The organism is uncultured Kluyvera sp. (assembly GCF_902485085.1).
Lineage (GTDB): Bacteria > Pseudomonadota > Gammaproteobacteria > Enterobacterales > Enterobacteriaceae > Kluyvera > Kluyvera ascorbata.
The window spans coordinates 26,508-47,186 of the sequence record NZ_CABTJS010000182.1; the positions used below are offsets into that span (position 1 = coordinate 26,508).

Sequence of the window (20,679 nt, forward strand, 5' to 3'; positions counted from 1 at the left end):
TTTTGAGCATGTCTGAAGAAAAAGTGGGTCAACACTACCTCGCTGCGCTGCACCAGGCCTTCCCGGGCGTGGTGCTGGACGAAGCCTGGCAGACCAAAGACCAGTTAACGATTACCGTGAAGGTGAACTACCTGCCGGAAGTCGTCGAGTTTCTTTACTACCAGCAGGGCGGCTGGCTGTCGGTACTGTTCGGCAACGATGAACGTAAACTGAACGGACACTATGCGGTCTACTACGTGCTGTCGATGGAAAAAGGCACCAAGTGCTGGATTACCGTGCGCGTCGAAGTTGACCCTAACACCCTCGAATACCCGTCCGTAACGCCGCGCGTTCCGGCGGCGGTCTGGGGCGAGCGCGAAGTGCGTGACATGTACGGCCTGCGCCCGGTGGGCCTGCCCGACGAACGTCGTCTGGTGCTGCCGGATGATTGGCCGGACGAGCTGTACCCGTTGCGTAAAGACAGTATGGACTACCGTCAGCGCCCGGCACCGACCACCGATGCCGAAACCTACGAGTTCATCAACGAGCTGGGTACCAAGAAAAACAACGTGGTGCCAATTGGCCCGCTGCACGTTACTTCCGATGAACCGGGTCACTTCCGCCTGTTCGTTGACGGCGAGAACATCATCGACGCCGACTACCGTCTGTTCTATGTCCACCGCGGCATGGAAAAACTGGCGGAAACCCGCATGGGTTACAACGAAGTGACGTTCTTGTCTGACCGCGTGTGCGGCATCTGCGGCTTTGCCCACAGCACCGCGTATACCACCTCCGTCGAGAACGCGATGGGCATCGTGGTACCGGAACGTGCGCAGATGATTCGTGCGATTCTGTTGGAAGTTGAGCGTCTGCACTCGCACCTGCTGAACCTCGGCCTGGCGTGCCACTTCACCGGCTTCGACTCCGGCTTTATGCAGTTCTTCCGCGTTCGTGAAGCCTCCATGAAAATGGCGGAAATCCTGACCGGCGCGCGTAAAACCTACGGCCTGAACCTGATTGGCGGTATCCGTCGTGACTTCCTGAAAGACGACATGATCCAGACCCGTCAACTGGCGCAGCAGATGCGCCGTGACGTGCAGGACCTGGTGGATATTCTGCTGAGCACCCCGAACATGGAACAGCGCACCGTCGGTATCGGCCGCCTGGATCCGGAAATCGCCCGTGACTTCAGTAACGTCGGCCCGATGGTTCGCGCCAGCGGTCACGCCCGTGACACCCGCGCCGATCACCCGTTCGTGGGCTACGGTCTGCTGCCGATGGAAGTGCATAGCGAGCAGGGCTGCGACGTTATCTCCCGCCTGAAAGTGCGTATCAACGAGGTGTTCACCGCGCTGAATATGATTGATTACGGCCTCGATAACCTGCCTGGCGGCCCGCTTGCGGTGGAAGGGTTCACCTACATTCCAAACCGCTTCGCGCTGGGCTTCTCGGAAGCGCCTCGCGGTGACGATATCCACTGGAGCATGACCGGCGACAACCAGAAGCTGTACCGCTGGCGCTGCCGTGCGGCGACCTACGCCAACTGGCCAACCCTGCGCTATATGCTGCGCGGCAACACCGTTTCCGATGCGCCGCTGATTATCGGTAGCCTCGACCCTTGCTACTCCTGTACCGACCGTATGACCGTGGTCGATGTGCGTAAGAAGAAGAGCAAGGTCGTGCCGTACAAAGAACTTGAGCGCTACAGCATCGAACGTAAGAACTCGCCGCTGAAATAAGGAATCGTCATGTTTACCTTTATCAAAAAAGTCATCAAAACCGGCACTACGACATCGTCCTATCCGCTGGAACCGATGCCGGTTGATAAAAACTTCCGCGGCAAACCGGAACACAATCCGCAGCAGTGCATCGGCTGCGCGGCGTGCGTGAACGCGTGCCCGTCGAACGCTCTGACAGTGGAAACCGACCGCGTCAGCAACCAGCTGGCGTGGCAGTTCAACCTCGGCCGCTGCATCTTTTGCGGCCGCTGCGAAGAAGTGTGCCCGACGGCGGCGATTAAGCTATCGCAGGAGTACGAACTGGCGGTGTGGAAGAAAGAGGATTTCTTGCAGCAGTCCCGTTTTGATATCTGCAACTGCCGCGTCTGCAACCGTCCATTTGCGGTGCAAAAAGAGATTGATTACGCCATTGCGCTGCTCAAGCACAACGGCGACAGCCGCGCGGAAAACCACCGCGAAAGCTTTGAGACCTGCCCGGAATGTAAGCGTCAGAAATGTTTGGTGCCTTCCGACCGTATTGACCTGACTCGCCACATGAAAGAGGCCATCTGATGAGCAACTTAATAGGGCCACGCGACGACAACGGCATGCCGGTGCCGATGACGGTAGAAGAGTCTATCGCCAGCATGAAGGCGTCGCTGCTGAAAAACATCAAGCGTTCCGCCTACGTATACCGCGTGGACTGCGGCGGCTGTAACGGCTGTGAAATCGAAATCTTTGCCACGCTTTCACCGTTGTTCGACGCCGAACGTTTCGGCATTAAAGTGGTGCCGTCACCGCGTCATGCCGACATTCTGCTGTTTACCGGCGCGGTGACCCGCGCCATGCGTTCTCCGGCGCTGCGCGCCTGGCAGTCCGCGCCAGACCCGAAAATCTGTATCTCCTACGGCGCTTGCGGCAACAGCGGTGGGATCTTCCACGACCTGTACTGCGTCTGGGGCGGCACCGACAAAATCGTGCCGGTAGACGTTTACATTCCGGGCTGCCCGCCAACGCCTGCGGCAACGCTGTACGGCTTCGCCATGGCGCTGGGCCTGCTGGAGCAGAAAATCCACGCTCGTGCGCCAAGTGAACTGGACGCGCAGCCGGCTGAAATTCTGCATCCGGATATGGTCCAGCCGCTGCGCGTGCAGGTTGACCGCGCCGCGCGCCGCCTGGCGGGCTACCGCTATGGTCGCCAGATTGCCGACGACTATATGCTGCACTTGGGCCAGGGGGACACCCAGGTTCAGCAGTGGCTGGCCACAGAAAACGATCCGCGTCTGACGGAAATCGTCACGCAGCTTAACCACGTAGTAGAAGAGGCACGTATTCGATGAGCGAACAGGTGGTGTTCAGTCAACTGAGCCGTAAATTTATTGATGAGAACGATGCCACGCCTTCCGAGGCGCAGCAGGTTGTCTATTACAGCCTGGCGATTGGCCACCACCTTGGGGTCATCGACTGTCTCGAAGCCGCGCTGACCTGTCCGTGGGATGCGTATCTGGCGTGGATTGCTACGCTGGAAGCGGACAGTACTGCGCGGCGCAAAATGGAAGGCGTGCCGAAGTACGGCGAGATTGTCATCGACAGCAACCATGTGTCGATGCTGGCGAACGCGTTTGATAAAGCGCGGGCGTCACAAACGCCGCAGCAAAAAGAGTGGAGCCAAGCGATGCTCAATATGCTGCACGCCATTCATCAGGAGAGCGCCATCTATCTGATGGTGCGCCGCCTGCGCGACTGATTTTACGATTGAGGAATGACCATGACTGACGTTTTACTCTGTGTCGGCAACAGCATGATGGGCGACGATGGCGCTGGCCCTCTACTTGCCGAAATGTGTGCAGCCCAGCCGAAAGGGGCGTGGGTCGTGATTGACGGTGGTAGCGCACCGGAAAACGATATTGTGGCGATCCGCGAGTTGAACCCGGATCGTCTGCTGATTGTTGATGCCACCGATATGGGGCTGAACCCCGGTGAGATTCGCATTATCGACCCGGACGATATCGCTGAGATGTTTATGATGACCACCCACAATATGCCGCTGAACTACCTGGTCGATCAGCTGAAAGAAGACGTGGGTGAGGTGATTTTCCTCGGCATTCAGCCGGATATCGTGGGTTTTTATTACCCAATGACCCAGGCGATTAAAGACGCGGTTGAGGTGGTTTATCAGCGTCTTGAAGGGTGGCAGGGGAATGGCGGGTTTGAACCGTTAGCGGTTGAGGATGAAGAGTAGCTTATCTTCGCTAGAAAAAAGGCCTCTTGAGCGAACGCCGTCTCAAGAGGCCGTGTAAGAGATGATTTATACCTATAGGTAGCTTAGGCGTAGACGTAATTAACCTGCCGCTTCGGCTTTAAAATCTTTATAGTAATACGCTTTATCCCGGTCGGTTATTTCTCTGATAACTTTGCATGGTACGCCCGCCGCAACGACATTTGCGGGAATATCTTTCGTGACAACGCTGCCTGCACCGATAACGCTGTTTTCTCCAATTGTGACTCCCGGATTGATAACCACGTTGCTGCCGATCCACACATTGTTTTCTATCGTCACCGGGAAAGAAAACATCTCGCCTTTTTCCCTCAATTCATGGTGGGCTGGGTGTCCGGTTACCGAAATCGTAACGTTAGGGGCGATCAGGACATTATCACCAATCGTCACCGTGTGATCGTCAACAATGGTGAAGTTGAAATTGGCATAAAAACAGTCACCGATAAAAATATTACTGCCGTAGGCGAAGCGAATGGGTGGCTCAATCCACGGATTTTTTCCCACTTTACCGAACATTTTATAAATGAGCTCAATTCTCTTTTTTTCTTCGGACGGGCGAGTGTTATTAAAGTCATACATTAATTCTTTGCCTCGCAGTCTCTCTTCGGGTAACCCTTCACACATATCCGTGAATAGCATGCCTGATTTTATTCTCTCTCTCATCGGAATGTTCATTAGCGTTATTTCATCCTGATTTTATTGGCTATTTTTTGCGAGATAATGGGAGAACGGCTTTGCCCCGCTAAGGGTAAATACCGAGATGGCTGTGAAGCTCAGCGCAATCATCCCCAGAACCAGATAAGCCCCCTGGAAACCAATGCTCTCGTACATGTTGCCCGCCAGTACGGACATAAAAATCATTGCCAGCTGTTTGAAGAAACAGAAGCACACCAGATAAATCGTTGCGGAGAAACGCACCTCAAACTGGCTGGTGATGTATTTAAAGCAGCCGACTATCAGGAACGGTATTTCAAACATATGCAGCGTTTTGAGGATAACGACTTCCAGCGCAGAGGTGGCGAATGAGGAGCCGATAATCCGCACCGACATAATCGTCCCCGCCAGCAGCAGGGCGTTTTTACCGCCGATGCGATTCACAATCAGCGGCGCAAAGAACATGATGCAGGCGTTGAGCAATTCCCCCATGGTGGTGACGTAACCAAATACGCGGGTACCCTGTTCACCGGTGGCAAAGAACGAGGTGAAGAAGTTGGCAAACTGTTGGTCAAATACGTCATAGGTACAGGAGACGCCGACTACGTACAGTGAAAGGAACCAGAGCTTCGGCTGCTTGAACAGTTCCAGAGCCAGCTTAAGGCTGAAGGCCGAGTGGTTGGCGCCTACCGCGTCTGCAACCTGTGCGGAAGAAGGAACCTCCGTTTTTGAAAAGAACAGCAGTAGCGCCAGAATGACTGCGCAGCCGGAGCCCAGCCAGAAGACAAACTGGTTATTGATGTTAAACATAATTCCGGCAATCGAGGCGCACAGCGCCCAGCCCACGCAGCCGAACATCCGCGCGCGGCCAAATTCGAAGTTGCTTCGGCGACTTGCCTTTTCAATATAGGCTTCAATCGCAGGGGCACCGGCATTGTAAATAAAGCCAAGGTAAATCCCGCCGACAATCGAACCCAGCAGAATATTAGCCTGTAATAATGGACCGAAGACGTAAATAAAGAATGGGGCAAACATCACCAGCATTCCGGTAATCACCCATAGCAGATGTTTACGCAGGCCGAGCTTATCGGAAAGTAAACCGAAAATAGGCTGGAATAGCAGTGAGAACAGTGAAATACAGGCGAAGATAATACCGGTATCCCCTTTGCTGATATGGTTTATATCGTGTAACCAGATCGGGAAGAAAGGGAAATAGGCACCCATAATGAAAAAATAAAAGAAGAAGAAAAAGCCAAACATCCAGAAATTAGTATTTTTTAAATAATACATGATGGACTTCCTTTCGAAGAAAGCTGGCAGGCGTTAACCTGCCAGATAATTATGTTTAACCCCAGACCAACTGGTAGTGGTAGCATCCGGCGCTCAGTTGGTATTCCGGAGAAACAGAAGGGCTCCAGGAGTCGTCTCCGCCCACGCCCATATGGAAGCCATCAATATTGAGCCAGGTTCCCGCTTCAGGTTGTAGCAGATGGCGGTGACTGGTCTCCATTAGCTGCTTCTGACCGTAGCGGCTAATGTTGAACTGGAAATCACCGCGCCAGCAGTGCGGGCCATAGCTCAGTTCGCGAGTGTGGCAGCGCAGGCCGTTTTCGCTTGGGAAAACATAAGGGGTGTACATGGCATCCAGCGGCAGATCCCAACGATCGACGCAGGCAGAAGAAAGCCGGTCTGGGTAGTTTTCATGTGGGCCTAATCCCAACCAGTTGACCCGATCCGCCACTTGCGCAAGCTGACAGCTCAGGCCGATGCGTGCCGGATGCGGGGTCCCACTGGCAACCTCAACGTCCACGCTGATGTGCATCTCGCCCTGGCCGTCAATGCGGTACGTTTTGCGGCTGACAAACAGCGTCTCTCCGCGGTACTGCCACGCGTGCGCGGTGGTTATCAGCACCGCGCTTGCCAGTGCGTCCGCCTCACATTGCAGTAAGGTAGCCTCAAGCTGATAGTGACCGGCAGCTTTCCAGCGTTCTACCCAGGCATTAGGATCAATGCGGGTTGACTCGCTCACGCCGATATCGTTGTCCAACGGCGCGCGGGTAAATTGATCGATGAGCGGGGTCAACAGCTGCGCTTCTTCGCCAATAGAATACTGCGTGAGCAGGCCAGCATGGCGGCTGAACACCCAGCATTTATTGCCGACGGTGATACGGTATTCGCCCTCGCTGGCGGTGAGCTCAGGCGTGCGGCTGGCGGATTTTGGCAGCGGCGTGCCGAGCTTCTCGCCCACTTTCCACTGCTGCCATGCGCAAATATGCCCTGCCTCTGACCACGCGGTTGCCTGCGGTTGTTCGACGCGAACCGTCAGCCACAGTTCACCCTCATGTGCCTGTTGCGGACGTTCTGGTAAGGTAATGACCTGCCGACCCTGCGGTGGAATATCCAGCGTCGTCACGCCTGAAGCCAACGGTTTGCCGTCCAGCGCCAGCGACCAGTGCAGCACTTCGTTATCGCTGTGGCGGAACAGGTATTCGCTGACAACTTCAATCTGACATTTGTCTCCCGGCAACAGAGCAAACTGGAAAAACTGCTGCTCGTGTTTGGCTTCATATAGCGCCGGGTGTGGCGTACGATCGGCGAACACTAGCCCGTTCATGCAGAACTGCCGATCGTTTGGCGTATCACCAAAATCGCCGCCGTATGCTGACCAGGCGTTACCGTTCTCATCGTATTTGATCAACGATTGATCCACCCAGTCCCAGACAAAGCCGCCCTGCAGGCGCGGATATTGACGGAACGCCTGCCAGTATTTGGCAAAACCGCCGAAGCTGTTCCCCATGGCGTGGGCATATTCGCAGAGGATCAGCGGACGTTGCTCTCCGGGTAATGACAGCCATTTTTTGATTGACCATTTTGGCACTGCGGGGAAGGGTTGATCCTGATCAACACGGGCGTACATCGGGCAGATGATGTCGGTGGCAGCAGAGTCTGCGCCGCCGCCTTCATACTGCACCGGGCGGGAAGGGTCTTCTGACTTCAGCCAGCGGTACAGGGCATCGTGGTTGGTACCATGACCGGACTCATTGCCCAGCGACCAGATAATGATGCTTGGATGGTTGCGATCGCGCTGCACCATGCGCGTCACGCGCTGGCTCATGGCCGGTAACCATGCCGGATCGTCGGTCAGGCGATTCATCGGCACCATTCCGTGCGTCTCAATATTGGCTTCATCCACCACGTACAGGCCGTAGCGATCGCACAATGTGTACCACAGCGGATGGTTCGGATAGTGAGAGCAGCGCACAGCGTTAAAGTTATTTTGCTTCATCAGCACGATATCCTGCACCATCGTTGCCTCGTCCATCACCTGACCGTTGACCGGGTGATGCTCATGGCGGTTGGTGCCGCGAATCAGCAGCGGTTTGCCGTTCAACAGCAGCAGACCATTTTCAATGCTGACCTGACGGAAGCCGACATCGCTGGCCTCAGCTTCTATCAGCGTGCCGTCGACGGTGTGTAATTGCGCCACGGCACGATACAGATTTGGCGTTTCCGCGCTCCACAGCGCCGGTTCTTTGACGTTCAGGCGCAGGGTTACCCGGTCCTGATAAGCTCCGCGCTCGTCAATAATGTCACTGCCCAACGCGGCGGTATTTTCACCAATTAACGTTTCGTTATCCCACAGCTGCACCGTCACGCGTAAATTATCGTGCAGCTCACCCGCGACCCGGACCTGCGTTTCCAGAACGGCACGGCTAAAGTCGTCGTTAAAACGGGTGTTAATTTGCAGGTCGCTGATTTGGGTGGCGGGCTTATGGAGTATTGATACATCGCGGAAAATCCCACTCATCCGCCACATGTCCTGGTCTTCCAGATAGCTGCCATCGCTCCAGCGCAGCACCAGTACCGCCAGACGGTTTTCACCGCTACGCAGATAATCGCTGAGGTCGAATTCAGACGGTAGACGGCTGTCCTGCCCGTAGCCCACCCAGCGTCCGTTACACCACAGATGGAACGCCGAGTTCACGCCGTCAAAGATGACCCTCGTTTGGCCTTGCTGAAGCCAGGCATCGTCAATACAAAATGTGAGCGAGTAACAGCCTGTGGGGTTCTCTGCTGGCACAAACGGCGGATTAACCGGAATAGGATACGCCACGTTGGTGTAAATCGGCGCATCATAGCCGTCCATCTGCCAGTTAGATGGGACGTTGATGGTATCCGCCTGAGGCAGATCGCTCGCCAGCCAGCTTTCCGGAACCGCTTCAGGAGAGGCAAACCAGCTAAATTTCCATTGCCCATTCAGGCTGCGTTTTTGTGAAGAGTCTCGTCCGGCGTGAGCATCATCGGCATTTCGCCAGCTGTAAAAAGGAGGATGCGCTTCCAGACGGTTGAGCTGCGTTACGCCAGGGTTTTCCCAGTCGCGACGGTGTAGTACGGCGGCGAGTGAATCGGTGTTCAGGGACATATCTGTATCCTTATCGAAATTGTTATCCGCTCACAATTTTTGTTAAAATAGGGGCGTAGCGTTCTTTCTGTAAAGGATGAGATGAGCAATGAGTGAGCTAACTCACACAATTTCACTCGCTCACATTTTGGGGGAGAGCTGAGAGATCTGCCGTGCTAGCTGGATGAGTGAATTGGCCAATGCTTCAGGGGAAGCCGCATGGGTAGTGGGAGGACAAACGGTCTTGCGTTGAATCAGTGATACCGGCAGTAGCTGATTGTTCGCGGCGGGTTCGTCGGCAGATAGCTGTAGCAGCTTGTCTACGCTCGTTTTTCCAAGCAGCGAGAAATCCTGTCTGATGGTGGTTAGCGGCGGAATATAGCAGGCGCTATCCTCGGTATCATCATAGCCAATAATGGAGATGTCGCTCGCTACGCGCAGACCGAACTCGCTGATGGCCCGCATCGCGCCGAGCGCCATCTGATCGTTCGCGACCAGCATAGCGGTTGGAATGGTGCCGTTATTAAGCATCTGCAAGGTTTGCTGAAAACCGGACATCGCACTCCAGTCACCTTCCGTTTCGGCAACCGGCTGCAGGTGGTATTGCGTCAGATATTTATGCCAACCCGCGAGTCTCAGCCGCGCGGAGATTGATGAGTTTGGCCCGGCTAGTAGCGCAATGCGTTTATGCCCATGCTCCACCAGATGCTCAACCCCCAAACGTGCGCCATCATCGTGAGAGAAAATCACGCTGTTAATGGGAGAGGTATCAGAAACATCAAGAAAAAGTACCGGCACGTTGCCACAGCTTGCTGCAACCTCAATAGCGTCATTTTCATCGAGCGGATAGTTAACGATCAAACCGGTTACCCGCTGCGTCAGCAGATTATGTACTGCCGCTTTACAGGCTTCCACGCCGTTACGTTCCACCATGGCGATGACCACGCTGGCACCCGAACTGTCGGCGCGGGATTTAATCGCCGCGACAATCTGAGACGGTGCATGCAGCGCGAGGTTAGTGGTTGCAACGCCGATGAGCGGCGTCTGTTTCCCCGCCAATTGCTGCGCAACGCGGTTGGGGATGTAATTCAGCTCAGCCATTGCGGCTTCGACTTTTTCACGGGTTTTGGCGGAAACGTGGCGAGCCTGATTCACGACGCGAGAGACGGTCTGATAAGAGACCCCCGCATGGTCTGCAACATCGTACAGCGTTACCGGTTTCACACTCATTACCCCTGAATTCAATGTGTTCTGCACGCTATGATGCCACACCTCCCATAAAAATAGGAGGTGGTGCAATCTCATGCATTGAGCCAGGGAGTGACTTTTACGCCAAATCTTCCCCGTTGCTGGCAATCACTTTCTTATACCACCAGAACGACTTCTTACGCGTACGCGCCAGCGTGCCGTTGCCCTCATCATCGCGGTCAACGTAGACAAATCCGTAGCGCTTGCTCATCTCGCCGGTCGACGCTGCCACGAGATCGATACAGCCCCAGGTGGTGTAGCCGATAACCGGAATCCCGTCTTCAATGGCTTCACCCATCGCCCGAATATGCTCGCGCAGATAGCTGATGCGGTAATCATCATCAATCTGCCCGTCCGCGTTGACCACGTCTTTCGCGCCGAGGCCGTTTTCCACCAGAAACAACGGCTTCTGATAACGGTCGTACATCATGTTCATGGTGATGCGCAGGCCGAGCGGGTCGATGCCCCAGCCCCATTCGCTGGCCTTGATGTACGGATTTTTCAGCGACTTCACAATGTTTGCCGCGTTGGTGTTGTTGGCGTTCATCTCCGCCGATGCGCAGCGCGAAGCGTAGTAGCTGAACGAGACAAAGTCGACGGTGTGCTTGAGGATTTCATCGTCGCCCGCTTCTTTAGCGATCGTCACGCCTTTCTCGCGGAACACCCGCGCCGAGTAGGCCGGATAGCTGCCGCGCGCCTGCACGTCGATAAAGAACAGGTTCTCGCGGTCTTTCTCCAGCGCCGCCCACACGTCTTCTGGCTTGCAGGAGTAAGGATAGAAGTTACCGCCCGCCAACATGCAGCCGACCTGGTTCTGCGGGTTCACCTCATGGGCGATTTTGGTTGCCAGCGCGCTGGCGACCAGCTCGTGGTGTGCGGCCTGGTACTTCACCTGATCCTGGTTTTCACCGTCTTCAAACACCAGCCCTGCGCCGGAGAACGGGCTGTGCAGCATGATGTTGATTTCGTTGAAGGTCAGCCAGTATTTCACCAGTCCATCGAACGCCTCAAAGCAGGTGCGGGCGTAACGGGCAAAGAAATCGACCATTTTACGGTTGCGCCATGAACCGTATTCGGTGACCAGATGCATCGGTACGTCGAAGTGGCACAGCGTCACCAGCGGCTCAATGCCGTACTTCTGGCACTCGCGGAACAGGTCGCGGTAGAAGGCGATGCCCGCTTCGTTTGGCGTCAGTTCGTCACCGTTCGGGTAGAGACGGCTCCAGGCAATCGAGGTGCGGAAAACGGTAAAACCCATCTCCGCCATCAGCGCGATATCTTCTTTGTAGCGATGATAAAAATCGATCGCCTGATGGCTCGGGTAGAACTCATCGTCGCGCAGCGTAAAGCGCTTCTCTTGCCCCAGCTTCACCGGCAGGCGGTTCGCGCCGTGCGGAATCATATCCACGGTGGTCAGCCCTTTGCCGCCCTCAAGATAAGCCCCTTCGGCCTGGTTGGCGGCAATGGCGCCGCCCCAGAGAAACCCTTGCGGAAATGTCGACATGCGTTACCTCGCTAAAAATTTATGAAATTCGTGCCGTTACAGTTGCGGCAGGCTTAGCGGCCTGGCGTTTACGCGCCTCGACGGCAGCCTCTTCGACGGGAATATCTTCAAAACCAAGAATCAGCGTCAGCACAAAGGAGAGCACCACCGCCAGCGCCATGACACCAAACACCCAAACGATAGTCATTGGGTTAGCCGGGTCGAAGAACTGTACGCTGGTGAACAGCCCCGGCGCGGCCATGGAGTGGCTGGCAAGCCCGACAGCACCAGCAATACCGCCGCAGATAAAGCCACTTATCAGGCTGGCAATCAGCGGGCGTTTCAGGCGGATGGCGACACCATAAAGCGCCGGTTCGGAAATCCCGGCCAGAATCGCGGAAGCGGCAGCCGCCAGCGCGGTCTGGCGCAGCTCCGGGTTTTTGGTTTTCCACGCCACCGCCAGTGACGAACCGCCGAGCGACAGGTTGGCACCGATTTCCGACGGCATGACCATGCCTTCTTTGCCGGTTTCGGCGATGGTCTGAATGATGGTTGGCGTAAAGACGCGGTGCATCCCGGTCATCACCAGCAGCGGCCACAGCGCGCCCATAATGGCGACCGACAGCCAGCCGAGATAGCCGTGAATGGTGTACACCAGCGCGGAGATGGCGCTACCGATCCAGATACCAATCGGGCCGATCAGCAGGATCGCCAGCGGTGCGGCAATCAGCACAATAAGCATCGGCTTAAGGAAGTTTTTGGTCACCGCCGGGGTGATTTTGTCGACCCAGCGTTCAATGTAGGAGAGGCACCAGGTCATCACCAGCGCCGGGATAACCGTGTAGGTGTACTTGACCGCCGTCACCGGAATATAGGCAAATTCGACGTGCTCGCCCTGGGCGGCTTTCGCCATCAGCTCAATAAAGCTCGGGTGCACCAGTACCCCGGCGATAGCAATCGCCAGCGACATATTGGTTTTGAATTTCACCGCCGCGGAGGCAGCCACCATCAGCGGCAGGAAGAAGAACGCGCCGTCGCCGATCACCGTCAGAATGGTGAGCGTCGGCGCGCCTTTTGGCAGCACGCCGGTCATCTCGAGGATCATCGCCAGCAGCTTGACCATCGATCCACCGATAATTGCTGGGATCAACGGCGACATGGTGCCGATCAGCGCGTCGAGGATTCCGGCGCCAATGCGGCGTAAAGTGAGCTTCGGTTTTCCGACCGGGGCGGCAGGCTGCAGGTTGCTCGGCAGCAGGTTCACCACCTCGCGATAGGCCTGAGAGACGGTGTTGCCGATAATCACCTGGCACTGGTTGTCGTTACGCACCACGCCCAGCACGCCGCTGATGCCCTTGAGGCTGGCGCTGTCGACCTGCGTTTCGTCTTTCAGTACGAAGCGCAGACGGGTCATGCAGTGCGTGACGGCGGAGATGTTCTCCACGCCGCCGAGTGCGCCCACCACGGATTGCGCCAGAGCCGCATAGTTTTTAGACATCGGAAAATCCTGTTTTATCAGTAGGGTACTTATCGCTTATCGCCCGATGTAGTCGGGGTGATGAAACGTTGTATAGGAAACCGGTTCCACATAATATTCATGTGTTAATTTTGTTACATCAAGATCTAATTTTTGTTTTTGGTTAATTCGTGAAATCGATCACAGGAATGTCCGTTGAGCAAAAAGCGCACGCATCGGCGGGTGCTGTAAATAACGAAACGGTGCAGTACACTGCTGGCAAATGATTTCTCAAGGGTATGAATATGACGACAATGCTGGAGGTAGCGCGACGGGCGGGCGTGTCGAAAGCCACCGTATCCCGGGTGCTATCGGGCAACGGTTATGTCAGTCAGGAGACGAAGGACCGGGTGTTTCTGGCCGTCGAAGAGAGCGGCTATCGGCCCAATCTGCTGGCGCGTAATCTGGCGACCAAAAAGACGCAGACCCTGGGGCTGGTGGTCACCAACACGCTTTATCACGGTGTCTATTTCAGCGAGCTGCTGTTCCATGCGGCGAGTATGACGGAAGACCAGGGGCGACGCCTGATTCTGGCGGACGGTAAGCACAGCGCCCAGGAAGAGCGTGAGGCGATTCAGTATCTGCTCGACCTGCGCTGTGACGGCATTATTATTTACCCCCGTTTTCTGAGCGTCGACGATATTGACGACATTATTCAGCAACAGCAGCAGCCGATATTAGTCATCAACCGTCGATTGCGACGAAATAGCAGCCACTGCGTTTACTGCGATCAAAAATCCGCCAGCCAGAACGCGGTGGAGCGATTAATCAGCCTCGGCCATCGCGATATTGCGTTTATTACCGGTTCGCTCGATTCGCCGACCGGCATTGAACGTCTTTCTGGCTATAAAGATGCGCTAACGAAGCACGGTATTGCGGTACGCAACGAACTGATTGTTGAAGGAAAGTGGACGCCCGCAACCGGTGCCGCCGGGGTGGATACGCTGCGCGAGCGGCAGGTCAGCTTTAGCGCACTGGTCGCCAGTAATGACGATATGGCGGTGGGGGCGATTAAGCGCCTGCACGTCCACGGAATAAATGTGCCGCAGCAGGTTTCGGTGCTGGGTTTTGATGACATAACCCTCGCGCCTTATATGGTTCCCGCGCTCTCCAGCGTGCGTATTCCGGTCACGGAAATGATCAAAGAGACCATTCATCGCCTTATTTTTATGCTCGACGGCGGGGACTTTAAATATCAGCAAACCTTCCCGGGTGAACTGATTGAGCGTGAGTCCATTGTCCCAGGGCCGCACGCATAGCGTCGTCATCTGTCATCGTCATAAGTGACGATGACAGCTTATCCTTCATCACCTGCCAAAAAATCCCCTTTAAAAACAGTCAAATAAAAGTTGGCTCGAATAATGCATTCTCCCGCGAATTCACTGTCATTGCTGGAGAAGTTGATGAACCGTTTCATCATTGCTGATGCGAGTAAATGTATTGGCTGCCGGACATGCGAAGTCGCATGCGTGGTGTCCCACCAGGAAGATCAGAACTGCGCCGCGCTGACGCCGCAATCTTTCCTGCCTCGTATTCACGTTATTAAAGGCGTGAATGTATCTACCGCTACCGCCTGCCGTCAGTGCGAAGACGCCCCGTGCGCTAACGTCTGCCCGAACGGTGCTATCAGCCGCGACAAAGGCTTTATTCACGTGATGCAGGAACGCTGCATTGGTTGCAAAACCTGCGTGGTGGCCTGCCCTTACGGCGCGATGGAAGTGGTAGTGCGTCCGGTCGTTCGCGACAGCGGCGCGGGCCTTAAAGTGCGTGCGGAAAAAGCGGAAGCCAACAAGTGTGACCTCTGCTACCACCGCGAAGCTGGCCCAGCCTGTATGGAAGCCTGCCCGACTCATGCGCTGTTTTGCGTGGACCGCAGCAAGCTTGAGCAGCTTAGCGCGGAAAAACGTCGTCGCGCTGCGCTCGATAGCGCCACGTCTATCTCTCTTTAATCATCCTTATTTCTCTTTTAACAGGTCTGTTACTGATGAAAAAAATCACGAGTGTGTGCCCTTACTGTGGCGCTGGTTGCAAACTGAAGCTGGTTGTCGACAACGGTAAAATTATTCGCGCCGAGGCCGCCGAAGGGAAAACCAACCAGAATGAGCTGTGCCTGAAGGGCTATTACGGCTGGGACTTCCTCAACGATACCAAGCTGCTGACCCCCCGATTAACGCAGCCGATGATCCGCTATGAAAAAGGCGGCAAGTTCACCCCCGTGAGCTGGGATGAGGCGATTCGCTATACCGCGAAGCGTCTTGGCGATATCAAAGCCAAATTCGGGCCGCGCGCCATTATGACCACCGGGTCATCGCGCGGCACCGGCAATGAAACTAACTACGTGATGCAGAAATTCGCCCGCGGCGTGCTGCACACCAATAACGTCGACTGCTGTGCGCGCGTCTGTCATGGCCCATCGGTGGCCGGGCTTCAGGATGTGCTGGGCAACGGCGCGATGAGCAACAGCATCGGCGATATCGAAAACTCCCGCTGCCTGCTGGTCTTTGGCTACAACTGCGCGGACTCGCACCCGATAGTGGCGCGTCGCGTGATTAAAGCGAAAGACAAAGGGGCCAAAATTATCGTCTGCGATCCGCGTCGTATTGAAACCGCGCGCATCGCCGACCAGCATCTGCAAATGCGCAACGGCAGCAATATGGCGCTAGTGAACGCTTTCGCCCACGTGCTGCTGGAAGAAGACCTGTACGACCACGAATACGTTTCTCGTTACACCACCGGGCTTGATGAACTGCGTGAAGTGGTCAAAGACTACGCGCCGGAAGCGGTGGAATCCCTGACCGGCATTCCGGCCATGCAGGTTCGCCAGGCGATGCGTACCTACGCGGCCGCGCCGTCGGCGACCATTATGTGGGGCATGGGCGTGACCCAGTTCGGCCAGGCCGTTGACGTGGTGAAAGGGCTGGCAAGCCTGGCGCTGCTGACCGGTAACCTCGGACGTGAAGCCGTTGGCGTTGGCCCGGTGCGTGGGCAGAACAACGTGCAGGGCGCGTGTGATATGGGCGTGCTGCCAAACCAGTTCCCTGGGTATCAGGACGTGGTCGATGCCGCCGTGCGCGAGAAGTTCGCCAGGGCCTGGGGCATCGACGCCAGCTTGATGGACGACAAAGTTGGCGTTCGCATTACCGAAGTGCCGCATCTGGCCATCGAAGGGAAGGTGAAAGCCTACTACATCATGGGCGAAGACCCGCTGCAAACCGAGGCGGATTTAGGCCTGGTGCGCCAGGGATTTGAAGCGCTCGACTTTGTGGTGGTGCAGGACATCTTTATGACCAAGACCGCCGAACAGGCGGACGTGCTGCTTCCCGCCACCTCATGGGGCGAACACGGCGGCGTCTTCACCTGCGCCGACCGCGGCTTCCAGCGCTTCGAAAAAGCCATCGAACCGACCTATAACGTGAAGCGTGACTGGGAAATTATCAGCCTACTGGCAAGCGAAATGGGCTACCTGATGCATTACGACGACAACCAGCAAATCTGGGACGAAATGCGCGAGCTGTGCCCGCTGTTCTACGGCGTAACCTACGAAAAAATGGGCGAGATGGGGCACGTGCAGTGGCCATGTCCGACGCTCGATCATCCGGGGACGCCGTATCTGTACGAAGGCAATCAGTTCGCCACGCCTGACGGTAAAGGCCACCTGTTTGCGGCTCCGTGGCGTGCGCCAGCCGAAACGCCGGACGACGACTTCCCGCTGGTGCTCTGCACCGTACGCGAGGTCGGGCACTACTCTTGTCGCTCGATGACCGGCAACTGTGCGGCGCTGCAATCGCTCGCCGATGAACCCGGCTTTGTGCAGATGAACCCGCAGGATGCCAGCCTGCTTGGCGTGCATGATAAGCAGCTGGTGTGGGTCTCCTCGCGTCGCGGCAAGGTGATTAGCCGCGCCAGCGTCAGCGAACGCATCAACCATGGCAGCGTTTATATGACCTACCAATGGTGGATTGGTGCCTGCAACGAACTGACTCAGGACAACCTCGACCCTATCTCGAAAACGCCGGAAACCAAGTACTGCGCGGTGAAAATCGAGGCGATAGAGGATCAGAACTGGGCCGAAATCTACGCGCAGGACAGCTATCAGTCGATGAAAACGCGCCTGAACGCGGCGCTCAACGGGTAATCAAATGAACGCAAACGGCGTGCAGATCCGCATCTGCGGAAAAGTACAGGGGGTGGGCTTCCGCCCCTTCGTCTGGCAACTGGCACAGCAGCGCGGCTGCCTTGGCGATGTCTGTAACGACAGCGCTGGCGTCCTGCTACGCCTGTTCGGTGACGAAGCGGATTTTATCGCCGCGCTGTACCAGTACTGCCCGCCGCTTGCGCGTATTGATAGTACCCACGTTGAGCCATTCGAGTGGCCGACGCTGCCGACCGATTTTACTATTCGCCAGAGCGGTGCCGGGGCGATGAGCACCCAGATTGTCCCGGATGCGGCAACCTGTCCGGCCTGTCTGGCGGAAATGAACGACCCGCAGGAGCGGCGCTACCGCTATCCGTTTATTAACTGCACCCACTGCGGGCCGCGTTTTACCATTATTCACGCTATGCCCTATGACCGCCCGCTGACGGTGATGGCGGCGTTTCCGCTCTGCCCGTCGTGCGAGGCGGAGTACCGAAACCCTTACGACCGTCGTTTCCACGCCCAGCCGGTGGCCTGCGCCGAGTGCGGGCCGTGGCTAATGTGGCATAGCGGTGAGCAACGCGCGGAAAAAGAAGCGGCGCTTGCCGCCGCTATCGCCATGATTGAAGCCGGTGGCATTGTGGCGGTGAAGGGAATTGGCGGCTTCCATCTGGCCTGCGATGCCGGCAATGCCGCGGCGGTAGCGACGCTTCGCGCCCGCAAACATCGCCCGGCAAAACCGCTGGCGGTGATGATAGCTAACGCTGACGCGCTGTCGATTGACGCGCGCTCGCTGCTCAATACCCCCGCCGCACCGATTGTGCTGGTGGATAAACATCTGGTCTCTGGGATCTGCCCGGAGATTGCGCCGGACCTCGCGGAAGTAGGCGTGATGCTGCCCGCCAACCCGCTACAGCATCTGCTGATACAGGCGCTGGCGCGCCCGTTGGTGATGACCTCCGGCAACCTGAGCGGTAAACCTCCGGCGTTGACTAACGACAGCGCGCTGGCGGATTTGGCCGATATTGCCGACGGTTTCCTGTTACACAACCGCGATATCGTGCAGCGCATGGATGATTCGGTGGTGCGCCAGAGCGGCGAAATGCTGCGCCGTTCGCGCGGCTATGTGCCGGATGCGCTGACGCTGCCGCCGGGCTTTCGCGACGTACCGCCGATGCTCTGTCTTGGCGCGGACATGAAAAATACCTTCTGTCTGGTACGCGGCGACCGGGCGGTACTCAGCCAGCACTTTGGCGACCTGACCGACGATGGCGTGGAAGCCCAGTGGCGACAGGCGCTGGCGCTGATGCAGTCCATTTATGACTTTACGCCGCAGGCGGTGGTGGCGGATTACCACGCGGCTTATCGTTCTTCTCAGTGGGCGACGGAGCTTGCGCTGCCGCGGCATCAGGTACTGCATCATCATGCCCATATTGCCGCCAGCCTTGCTGAACACGACTGGCCGCTTGACGGCGGCGACGTGATTGCGATGGCACTCGACGGTATTGGCATGGGCGAGCACGGCGCGCTGTGGGGCGGTGAGTGTCTGCGCGTGAGCTACCGCGAGTGTGAACATCTCGGCGGCCTGCCCGCCGTGGCGTTGCCAGGCGGTGATCTGGCGGCGCGTCAGCCGTGGCGCAACCTGCTGGCGCACTGTCTGGCGTTCGTTCCAGATTGGCAAATGTTCGGTGAGACGCAAGCGGTGCAGCAACAGAACTGGCCGCTGCTAGCGCAGGCGATCCAGCGCGGGCTCAATAGCCCGCTGGCGTCTTCCTGTGGTCGCCTGTTTGACGCTGTAGCCTGTGCGGTGGGCTGCACGCCGCTCGCGCTGAGCTATGAAGGCGAGGCGGCCTGTCGACTGGAAGCGCTGGCGACAGGCTGCGCGGGCATTGTTCATCCGGTGACCATGCCGGTTGTTGATAGCCAGTTGGATCTCGCCACCTTCTGGCCGGCGTGGCTCGGCTGGCAGGCGACCCCGGCGCAAAAAGCGTGGGCGTTTCACGACGCGCTGGCGCAGGGCATCGCCACCTTAATGCGCCAACACGCAGAGCGTTTTTCGCTGTCGACGCTGGCTTTCGGCGGCGGCGTGCTGCACAACGCGCTGCTGCGCAGCCGTCTTACGCATTATTTACACGATTTCACTTTGCTCTTTCCGAAGCGTTTACCCGCGGGGGATGGGGCAATTTCATACGGGCAGTCTGTGATTGCTGCAGCTCGCCATCTGGTTTAAGGAGTTACTCATGTTGTGGAATGTTCTTCGTCAACAGCCGCGCGCAACGCTGCTGGTTCTGGTTCTTGTGTTGGCGAATTTACTGGCCTGGGGTTGGGCATGGCAGGCATTTGGTCATAACGGCGCGCTGATGGCCGCCAGTCTGCTGGCGTGGGGCTACGGTCTGCGTCACGCGGTGGACGTCGACCATATTGCGGCGATTGATAACGTCACCCGTAAAATGATGCAGCAGGGCAAGCGCCCGTTCGGCGTCGGTGCCTGGTTCTCACTCGGTCACTCCTCCATCGTGGTGCTGGCGTCAGTGGCGATTGCCGCCACGGCGACCGCGTTCCAGCACAAAATGAGCTGGTTCCACGACACCGGTAGCATCATCGGCACGACCGTGTCGGCGGTGTTCCTGCTGGCAATGGCGCTGGTGAACCTGATTATTCTGCGCGGCGTGTGGCGCAGCTTCCAGGCGCTGAAAAAGGGTGAGTCGGTCTCAGCCGAGCTGCCGGTGGCGGGCGGTATGATGAGCGCGCTGTTCAGCCGTACTTTCCGCCTGATTGGCAAAAGTTGGCATATGTACCTGGTGGGTTTCCTGTTTGGTCTGGGCTTTGATACCGCTACCGAAATTGGCGTGCTGGGCATCTCTGCCGCCAGCGCCTCGAGCGGGATGTCGATGTGGTCGATCATGGTCTTCCCGGCGCTGTTCGCGAGCGGCATGGCGTTGGTTGATACGCTGGATAATATTCTGATGGTGGGTGCGTACGGCTGGGCCTTCAATAAGCCTCAGCGTAAGCTTTACTACAACATGACCATTACCGGCGCATCCGTGGTGGTCGCGCTGTTTATCGGTGGGCTGGAAGCGCTGGGGCTGATTATCGATAAGTTCGACCTGACCGGCGGCATCTGGAGCGGTGTGTCGATGCTGAGCGATAACCTTGGTAACGCGGGCTTTGTGGTGATTGGCCTGTTCGCACTGTGCTGGCTGGTGTCGATGGTGAACTACCGCTGGCGCAACTATGACGCACTGGTGGTGCGTTAAGGGAATTCA

General features: G+C 56.8%; 16 protein-coding genes. 10 read left to right on the forward strand and 6 right to left on the reverse strand.

The features are described 5' to 3' along the window. Positions 1-8: 8 nt before the first annotated feature. Genes hycE through hycI form a run of 5 tightly spaced genes read left to right on the forward strand, consistent with a single transcriptional unit; the run spans position 9 to position 3,939 of the window. Positions 9-1,718: a formate hydrogenlyase subunit HycE gene (gene hycE, locus RDN66_RS22855; RefSeq protein ID WP_123650565.1), complete on the forward strand. Its 1,710-nt coding sequence runs from the start codon at positions 9-11 to the stop codon at positions 1,716-1,718. A 9-nt stretch (positions 1,719-1,727) separates the two neighbouring features. After that, positions 1,728-2,270 carry a formate hydrogenlyase complex iron-sulfur subunit gene (locus tag RDN66_RS22860; RefSeq protein WP_035892566.1) on the forward strand — a complete coding sequence of 181 codons (543 nt, stop codon included), beginning with the start codon at positions 1,728-1,730 and terminating at the stop codon, positions 2,268-2,270. Further along, entirely contained in the window at positions 2,270-3,037 is a 768-nt protein-coding gene (locus tag RDN66_RS22865) for an NADH-quinone oxidoreductase subunit B family protein (protein WP_035892565.1), read from the forward strand. Before RDN66_RS22860 ends, RDN66_RS22865 begins: the two co-directional genes overlap by 1 nt. Beyond that, on the forward strand, positions 3,034-3,444 hold the full coding sequence (locus RDN66_RS22870) for a formate hydrogenlyase maturation HycH family protein (protein WP_202217312.1): 411 nt from the start codon (positions 3,034-3,036) through the stop codon (positions 3,442-3,444). The genes RDN66_RS22865 and RDN66_RS22870 overlap by 4 nt, the downstream gene beginning before the upstream one ends. 21 nt (positions 3,445-3,465) lie before the next feature. Beyond that, entirely contained in the window at positions 3,466-3,939 is a 474-nt protein-coding gene (hycI, locus tag RDN66_RS22875) for a hydrogenase maturation peptidase HycI (protein ID WP_202217313.1), read from the forward strand. Between the two features lie 99 nt (positions 3,940-4,038). Here the strand turns inward: hycI and lacA are convergent, their stop codons facing one another. From lacA to ascF, 6 genes are all read right to left on the reverse strand, one after another. Then, positions 4,039-4,650: a galactoside O-acetyltransferase gene (gene lacA, locus RDN66_RS22880; protein WP_308538202.1), complete on the reverse strand. Its 612-nt coding sequence runs from the start codon at positions 4,648-4,650 to the stop codon at positions 4,039-4,041. A gap of 21 nt (positions 4,651-4,671) precedes the next feature. Further along, entirely contained in the window at positions 4,672-5,919 is a 1,248-nt protein-coding gene (locus tag RDN66_RS22885; RefSeq protein ID WP_202217314.1) for an MFS transporter, read from the reverse strand. Positions 5,920-5,974: 55 nt separating this feature from the next. Further along, positions 5,975-9,052, reverse strand: a complete 3,078-nt coding sequence (locus RDN66_RS22890; RefSeq protein WP_035892560.1) for a beta-galactosidase — start codon at positions 9,050-9,052, stop codon at positions 5,975-5,977. A gap of 120 nt (positions 9,053-9,172) precedes the next feature. Next, complete coding sequence (locus RDN66_RS22895; protein ID WP_202217315.1) at positions 9,173-10,261, reverse strand: LacI family DNA-binding transcriptional regulator; 1,089 nt, start codon at positions 10,259-10,261, stop codon at positions 9,173-9,175. A gap of 97 nt (positions 10,262-10,358) precedes the next feature. Then, on the reverse strand, positions 10,359-11,783 hold the full coding sequence (locus RDN66_RS22900) for a 6-phospho-beta-glucosidase (RefSeq protein WP_202217316.1): 1,425 nt from the start codon (positions 11,781-11,783) through the stop codon (positions 10,359-10,361). 19 nt (positions 11,784-11,802) lie between these two features. Beyond that, entirely contained in the window at positions 11,803-13,260 is a 1,458-nt protein-coding gene (ascF, locus tag RDN66_RS22905) for a PTS cellobiose/arbutin/salicin transporter subunit IIBC (protein WP_123650558.1), read from the reverse strand. A gap of 263 nt (positions 13,261-13,523) precedes the next feature. On the opposite strand from ascF, the gene RDN66_RS22910 reads away from it, so the two are divergent. From RDN66_RS22910 to RDN66_RS22930, 5 genes are all read left to right on the forward strand, one after another. Continuing rightward, positions 13,524-14,537 carry a LacI family DNA-binding transcriptional regulator gene (locus RDN66_RS22910; protein WP_035892556.1) on the forward strand — a complete coding sequence of 338 codons (1,014 nt, stop codon included), beginning with the start codon at positions 13,524-13,526 and terminating at the stop codon, positions 14,535-14,537. 144 nt (positions 14,538-14,681) lie between these two features. Further along, positions 14,682-15,227 carry an electron transport protein HydN gene (gene hydN / locus RDN66_RS22915; RefSeq protein ID WP_035892555.1) on the forward strand — a complete coding sequence of 182 codons (546 nt, stop codon included), beginning with the start codon at positions 14,682-14,684 and terminating at the stop codon, positions 15,225-15,227. A gap of 35 nt (positions 15,228-15,262) precedes the next feature. Then, positions 15,263-17,413: a formate dehydrogenase subunit alpha gene (fdhF, locus tag RDN66_RS22920; protein WP_202217318.1), complete on the forward strand. Its 2,151-nt coding sequence runs from the start codon at positions 15,263-15,265 to the stop codon at positions 17,411-17,413. A gap of 4 nt (positions 17,414-17,417) precedes the next feature. Beyond that, positions 17,418-19,643, forward strand: coding sequence for a carbamoyltransferase HypF (hypF, locus tag RDN66_RS22925; protein ID WP_202217319.1), 2,226 nt, complete (start codon positions 17,418-17,420; stop codon positions 19,641-19,643). Between the two features lie 10 nt (positions 19,644-19,653). Further along, positions 19,654-20,670, forward strand: a complete 1,017-nt coding sequence (locus RDN66_RS22930) for a HoxN/HupN/NixA family nickel/cobalt transporter (protein ID WP_308538203.1) — start codon at positions 19,654-19,656, stop codon at positions 20,668-20,670. The last annotated feature ends 9 nt before the right edge of the window (positions 20,671-20,679 follow it).

Bases quoted from the DNA above. Each gene is read 5' to 3' on its own strand.
- hycE (WP_123650565.1), top strand. From the start codon at position 9: ATGTCTGAAGAAAAAGTGGGTCAACACTACCTCGCTGCGCTGCACCAG.
- RDN66_RS22860 (WP_035892566.1), top strand. From the start codon at position 1,728: ATGTTTACCTTTATCAAAAAAGTCATCAAAACCGGCACTACGACATCG.
- RDN66_RS22865 (WP_035892565.1), top strand. From the start codon at position 2,270: ATGAGCAACTTAATAGGGCCACGCGACGACAACGGCATGCCGGTGCCG.
- RDN66_RS22870 (WP_202217312.1), top strand. From the start codon at position 3,034: ATGAGCGAACAGGTGGTGTTCAGTCAACTGAGCCGTAAATTTATTGAT.
- hycI (WP_202217313.1), top strand. From the start codon at position 3,466: ATGACTGACGTTTTACTCTGTGTCGGCAACAGCATGATGGGCGACGAT.
- lacA (WP_308538202.1), bottom strand. From the start codon at position 4,650: ATGAACATTCCGATGAGAGAGAGAATAAAATCAGGCATGCTATTCACG.
- RDN66_RS22885 (WP_202217314.1), bottom strand. From the start codon at position 5,919: ATGTATTATTTAAAAAATACTAATTTCTGGATGTTTGGCTTTTTCTTC.
- RDN66_RS22890 (WP_035892560.1), bottom strand. From the start codon at position 9,052: ATGTCCCTGAACACCGATTCACTCGCCGCCGTACTACACCGTCGCGAC.
- RDN66_RS22895 (WP_202217315.1), bottom strand. From the start codon at position 10,261: ATGAGTGTGAAACCGGTAACGCTGTACGATGTTGCAGACCATGCGGGG.
- RDN66_RS22900 (WP_202217316.1), bottom strand. From the start codon at position 11,783: ATGTCGACATTTCCGCAAGGGTTTCTCTGGGGCGGCGCCATTGCCGCC.
- ascF (WP_123650558.1), bottom strand. From the start codon at position 13,260: ATGTCTAAAAACTATGCGGCTCTGGCGCAATCCGTGGTGGGCGCACTC.
- RDN66_RS22910 (WP_035892556.1), top strand. From the start codon at position 13,524: ATGACGACAATGCTGGAGGTAGCGCGACGGGCGGGCGTGTCGAAAGCC.
- hydN (WP_035892555.1), top strand. From the start codon at position 14,682: ATGAACCGTTTCATCATTGCTGATGCGAGTAAATGTATTGGCTGCCGG.
- fdhF (WP_202217318.1), top strand. From the start codon at position 15,263: ATGAAAAAAATCACGAGTGTGTGCCCTTACTGTGGCGCTGGTTGCAAA.
- hypF (WP_202217319.1), top strand. From the start codon at position 17,418: ATGAACGCAAACGGCGTGCAGATCCGCATCTGCGGAAAAGTACAGGGG.
- RDN66_RS22930 (WP_308538203.1), top strand. From the start codon at position 19,654: ATGTTGTGGAATGTTCTTCGTCAACAGCCGCGCGCAACGCTGCTGGTT.